General features: G+C 72.7%; 6 protein-coding genes. 3 read left to right on the forward strand and 3 right to left on the reverse strand.

The features are described 5' to 3' along the window. Together SACHA_RS0111570 and SACHA_RS0111575 are read left to right on the forward strand one after the other, a co-directional pair. Nucleotides 1-943 (forward strand): ATP-binding protein (locus tag SACHA_RS0111570; RefSeq protein WP_019809863.1); only part of this gene is annotated, 943 nt, incomplete at its 5' end. Beyond that, the gene (locus tag SACHA_RS0111575; RefSeq protein ID WP_019809865.1) at nt 940-2,298 is read left to right on the forward strand and encodes a PP2C family protein-serine/threonine phosphatase; all 1,359 of its coding nucleotides are present in this window, start codon (nt 940-942) and stop codon (nt 2,296-2,298) included. The genes SACHA_RS0111570 and SACHA_RS0111575, both read left to right, overlap by 4 nt. A 103-nt stretch (nt 2,299-2,401) precedes the next feature. On the opposite strand, the gene SACHA_RS0111580 is transcribed toward SACHA_RS0111575, so the two are convergent. After that, nucleotides 2,402-2,782, reverse strand: a complete 381-nt coding sequence (locus SACHA_RS0111580) for an ATP-binding protein (protein WP_028663101.1) — start codon at nt 2,780-2,782, stop codon at nt 2,402-2,404. Nucleotides 2,783-2,918: 136 nt separating this feature from the next. Between SACHA_RS0111580 and SACHA_RS0111585 the strand changes: the two genes are divergently transcribed. Next, entirely contained in the window at nt 2,919-3,926 is a 1,008-nt protein-coding gene (locus SACHA_RS0111585) for an ABC transporter substrate-binding protein (protein WP_019809867.1), read from the forward strand. A gap of 34 nt (nt 3,927-3,960) precedes the next feature. Here the strand turns inward: SACHA_RS0111585 and SACHA_RS0111590 are convergent, their stop codons facing one another. Both SACHA_RS0111590 and SACHA_RS21705 read right to left on the reverse strand, forming a co-directional pair. Then, nucleotides 3,961-4,878, reverse strand: coding sequence for a coiled-coil domain-containing protein (locus SACHA_RS0111590; RefSeq protein WP_019809870.1), 918 nt, complete (start codon nt 4,876-4,878; stop codon nt 3,961-3,963). Between the two features lie 92 nt (nt 4,879-4,970). Next, a partial coding sequence (locus SACHA_RS21705; protein WP_019809872.1) for a class F sortase occupies nt 4,971-5,540 on the reverse strand: 570 nt, incomplete at its 5' end.

The raw sequence follows: 5,540 nt of genomic DNA on the forward strand, positions 1-5,540 counted from the left end.
GGCGGCGGGCCGTGCGGCGCGCGAGGCGGGCCTGGCCGAGCGCACGGTGCAGCGGGTCGTCCTCGCGACCTCCGAGCTCGCCACCAACCTCGTCAAGTACGCCACGGGCGGCCTGCTGATGGTGGTTCCCCGGCCGGACGGGCTGGACGTGGTGGCCACCGACCTCGGGCCGGGGATCGCGGACGTCCCGGACAGCGTGCGGGACGGGCACTCCACCACCGGCACCCTCGGGCTCGGCCTCGGCGGTGTGCGCAGGATGGCCGACTTCGTGGACATCCACTCCCGCCCCGGGGAAGGAACGACGGTGCTCGCGCGTTGGACGCTGGTGAAGCCACCCCACCTCGGCGTCGAGGTGGGAGCCGCACTGGCCGCCGCCGCGGGGGAGACCGAGTGCGGGGACAACTGGGTCGCGGCCCACGAACGTGGCGTGACGACGGTGGCACTGAGCGACGGACTCGGACACGGTCCCGAGGCCGCGAGCGCGAGTGCGGCGGTGACCGCCCACGTCGCCGCGAACCCGAGCGCCCCGCCCGGGCAGCTCATCGCGGCGATGGACGCCGACACGACCGTCCGTCGCGGCGCCACGGTGGCCATAGCACAGTTTCACCCTGCGCGGTCGACACTGACCTTCAGTGCCGTCGGGAACTCCGCGGCGCGGCTGTTCCCGGGCGACGGTACGCACGAAACGCTGGTGTCGACGCCGGGCATCGTCGGGCGCAGACAACGCAGTGGCGGGCGGGCGGCTCCCGTCGTCCGGCCGTGGGGCGGTCGGAGCCGGTTGGTGATGCACACGGACGGGGTGACGCGACGGTGGCGAGCGGAGGAGTTCGCGGCGCTCCTCACGCACGACCCGGCCACGGTGGCCGGGTGGTTGCTGGGTCGGTACGGACGACAGCGCGACGACTCCTGTGTGGTCGTCGTGGGCGGAGGTGAGGTCGGGTGACTGACGACCTGCGCGCGAGACTGCGCGGGTTACTGGGGGACCGGGAGCTCTCCGACGAGGTGTGGCGACGGGTGTCCGCCGCGCTCGGCGGCGAGGGCGCGGACACGGACGCCTCCGCGGGGGCGGCGCTGCGCGCGCTGGCCGACGTGGTCTCCGAGCGCGAGCAGGACCTGCGCTGGCACCAGTCGGAGCTGGAGCAGACGAACGCCGGCCTGCTCGCCCTGCACGCCGAGATCGACCGGCAGCGGCAGCGCACGTCCTTCCTGGACGAGATCAGCCGGGCCTCGGCCACCTCGCTGGACAGGGTGCACCTGCTGGACGAGGTCGCCGCGCTGGTCACCGCCGACGGGTTCGCCGAACACGTCACGGTGTGGACGGTGAGCGAGGGTGGCCTGTCGTGTCCCGCCGAGCCCGGCCGGGAGGCCGACGAGACCACCCGCAGCGCCGTCCGGACGCGGGACCCGGTGCGGGACGGTCCGCACCGGGTCAGTGTCCCACTCACCGCCGGTCCGCACACCCTCGGCGTGTTCGACCTCCACCGGCCCACCGGGGAGTTCACCGAGGACGACGTGGCCCTCGCGGGCGGGATCGCGAACCGCGCCGCGGTGGGACTGCGCAACGCGAACGAGTACGAGCGGGAACACGAGCTGGCCGAACGGCTGCAACGGGCGATGCTGCCCACACTCGCTCCCTCGGAGGATCTCGGCCTCGTCGCGCGCTACCGGTCGGCGACCCGCGGTGTCCACGTGGGTGGGGACTGGTACGACGCGGTCACCCGGCCGGACGGCACGGTCGTGCTCTCGGTCGGCGACGTCACCGGACACGGGGTGGATGCGGCCGTCGTGATGGGGCAGCTGCAGAACGCCCTGCGGGCCTACGCACTGGAGGGACACGGCCCGGCGCAGTCGTTGCGTCTCGTGCACGAGCTGCTGCGTGGCCTGGACACCCCGCTGTTCGCCACGGCCGTGGCCGCGGAGGTCGAGCCGGGGACCGGCCTGCTGCGCTGGGCCAGCGCGGGGCACCCGCCACCGCTGCTGCAGGAGTGTGGGGGCGGCGTCTCCTATCTGGACGCCGAACACGCCCCGATGCTCGGGATCCACCTGCCCGCCGGGGTCACCTTCCCGGAACACGAGCGCAAGCTCACGCCGGGGTCGTCGATCGCCCTGTTCACCGACGGGCTCATCGAGCGTCGCACGAGCGATCTCGACGCGGGTCTGTCCCGGCTGGTCGAGGCGTTCCGTTCGTGCGAGGCCACCGGGCTCGACGCGCGGGCCGAGCACGTGCTGCGGGTGATGCTCGGCGCCACCGAGCACGACGACGACGTGTGCCTGCTGCTGTGCCACTGGGACGGCTGAGCCTCCGGGGCCACCGGGACGGCTGAATCGCCGACGGCCACCGGGACGGTTGAATGGCCGGCGGTCACCGGGACGGCCGGGACGCCGGGGCCACCCACACACCTCAGGGGTCGCCGATGGTCAGTTCGATCACGGCCGTCGGCACCCCCGCCCGCTCGGACCGCAGTCCGCGCACGGACCGGGTCAGCGCGGTGAGCACGTGCCAGTTGAAGCCCTGCTGCGGCAGGCTGGTGCCCTCCCGGCACGCCAGCTCGGTCCACGCGGTGATGGTGCCCCCGCCGAAGGTGAACCGGCTGGTGAGCGTGGTGGGCGTGGCCGCGCGGGCGAGCAGCAGTCCGCACGCCTCGTCCACGGCCAGCCGCAGGTCGGCGATGGTGTCGAGTTGCAGATCCATGCGGATGGCGAGGTCGGCCGCGACGTTGCGAATCACCGGCACGAGGTCGGGTTCGGCGTCGACCGTCAGCTCCACGGTACGATCCGCCACGGTTCGGGCCCCCTTCCTGACGTGAGCACCGTATGACCCGACACCGTTCCGGTCCAACACGGGCCGGACGAGTCGGCCCGATGAGCAGTCCACATCACACTTCCGGGTGAAGTAAGGTTCGGCTAACCTCACCCGCATGGTCACTTACGTGTCCCGTCGCGCGTTCGTCGGCGGCGGCCTCGCCCTCGGTGCCACCGGTCTGCTCACCGCCTGCGGGGCGGGCGGAGGGGGAACCGGTGCGGATCCGGGCACCGGGTCGGGCTCGTGGTCGTTCACCGACGACCGCGGCGAGACCGTCCGGTTGGCCGGCCGCCCGCGCCGGATCGCCGGACTGAACGACACGATCGCCTCGCTGTGGAACTACGGGCTGGTGCCCGTGGGTTCGTTCGGCGCCACGGCGCTCGCCGACGACGTCAACTTCGAGGGACGGGACACCGCGCGGGTGACCGAGGTCGGCACCACCTACGGCCGCATCGACCTCGAGGCGCTCTACGCGCTGGAACCCGATCTGATCGTCACGCACGCCTACCCGGTGGACAGTTCGGGGAAGCTGGACCCGGCGAAGCCGCTCTACGGTTTCGAGAACCTGGACCAGCAGGAGAAGGTCGCCGCGGTCGCTCCGATCGTCGCGATCGCGATGGCCGGGTCGGCGACCACCGTGGTGGGGCGCACCACCGAACTGGCGAAGGCCCTGGGGGCCACCGAGGCGGATCTGGCCGGGCCCCGGGCGGACTACGAGGCCGCACGGGACCGTCTGCGCCGGGCGGGTTCGGCGGGGCTGACCGTGATGGCGGTGGCCGGTTACCCCGGCGACGGGGTGCACATCGCCAAGGCCGCCGACGACCCCGCGCTGCACGCCTACACCGAACTCGGGTTGACCTATCCCGATCCCGGCGGGGACGAGTACTACTGGCGCACCGTCAGCTGGGAGAACATCACCGGGTACGAAACGGATGTGGTGCTGTACTCGCTCCGCGCGATGGAGCGGAAAGCACTGCTGGACCAGCCGACCTTCGCCCGGCTTCCGGCCGCGCGGGCGGGTCAGGTGTACCCGTGGGAGTTCAGCGCGATGGACTACGTCGCCCAGGCGCGCACCCTCGACCGGCTCGCCGAGAACCTGGAGAACTCCCGCAAGGTCACCTGACCCGCGGGGGGTCACGAAGCGCTCCGCGGTGGGATCACGACGTGCTGCCGGGTGTCTCCGCGAGGGTGGACTCCTCGTCCTGGGACGGGGTGAGCGCGGATTCGCCCTGTTCGAGCATCCGGTCGGCCTCTTGCAGGCGGGCGCGTGCCTCCTCCCGGATCGACGTCAACCGGCTGACGACGTCGTTGGCCTCGCTCGTGCGTCGGTCGGCCTCGGCCGTGGCGGACTCGACGAGCTCCCGTGCCTTCTCGGTGGCCTCGTCGACCAGCCGTTTGGCCTCGTTCCGGGCCTCGGTGAGCCGCTCCTCCGCCTCGCGGCGGCTGGTGGCCTTCTCCTCGGCGATGTGCTCGTCGTGCGCACGCCGCTCCTCGGCCAGGCGCTCCTGGAACTCGTCCTCGATCGTGCGGCGTCTGGTCTCCGCCTCCGCGTCGAGTCCCTCCCGCCGGTGGGCGGCGTCCGTGGTCATCTTCTCGACCTCGGCCTTGGTCGCGGCCAGTGCCTCCTCGTGTTCGCGCTTGAGGGCGTCGGCGTGGCCGTCGAGTGTCTCGAGCAGGTTCTTGTACCGCTCGTGCAGCGTGTTCGACACCGCGCTGCTCTCGGCCCAGTTCTTCTCCGCGGCGGCCTCCGCGCTCTCGATGATCTCGGACGCGCGGTGCTGGGCGAGTTCGACGGTGCGCTGCATGCGCTCGTCGAGGTCCTCGATCCGCTCCGGGGGTTTCTTCAGCTCCTCGACCCGCGCCCGCAGCGATTCGACCTCCTGGCGGGCGTTCTCGAGTTCGCGCGCGGACTCCGTCGCCCGCGCCTCGGCGGAGTCCCGTGCGGCCGTGATCTGATGTACCTGCGCCTCCAGGTGGTCGAGGTACTGGGCCACCTGGGTGCGGTCGAAACCATGCCATGCCTGCCCGAAGTCCCGCCTCAGCGGGAGAAGGCGGTTGTCGTGCTCGGAGACCATGGGGGCACCGTACCCGCGCGCGGCGTGTCGTCGTCGTCAGGCAGGCCGACCGGGTGAGACCGGCCCCGCCCGTCCGGGTGCCGCGCACGGGTTCAGCGGGGTTCGGCGAGCACGACCCGGTTCTCCGCGTACCCGGTCGTTCCGCCCAGCCACCGACCGCCGCAGGTGACCAGCACGAGCCGGTGCGGTCCGCTCTGTCCGAAGAGTTCGTGCGCCCGGTCCGGCAGCTCGTTCTTGTGCAGCGTGAAGATCCGGGTGATCTCGTAGGTCCACTCCGTGCCGGCGTCGTCGAGCACCCGCACCCGCTCCCCGATCCGGGCGTCCCACAGTTCCGCGAACGGTCCGGTCCGGCCCTGCCAGTCGACATGGCCGGCGAACACGCTCGCGCCGCTGGGCGCGTCCAGCCCGGCGCCCCACCACGTCGCCTCGTTCAGATCCTCCGGCACGGGGAGGACGGAGTCCGGCCCGACCTCCTCGCGGACGAGTTCGGCCGTGCCACCCCGCGGCAACCGCACGGTCCCCGGGGGCTGTCCGCTGCCGACCACCTCGGTGCCGGTACCCTCGGACTCCTCGGCGGGGTCCGGCCCGGGACCGGAGGACGGGTCCGCGCCGGACGGTTCGCCGGAGGACCCGTCGGACGCCCCGTCCCGCCGGTCCCCCCG

Origin of the sequence: Saccharomonospora halophila 8 (genome assembly GCF_000383775.1) — a bacterium.
Classification (GTDB): domain Bacteria; phylum Actinomycetota; class Actinomycetes; order Mycobacteriales; family Pseudonocardiaceae; genus Saccharomonospora; species Saccharomonospora halophila.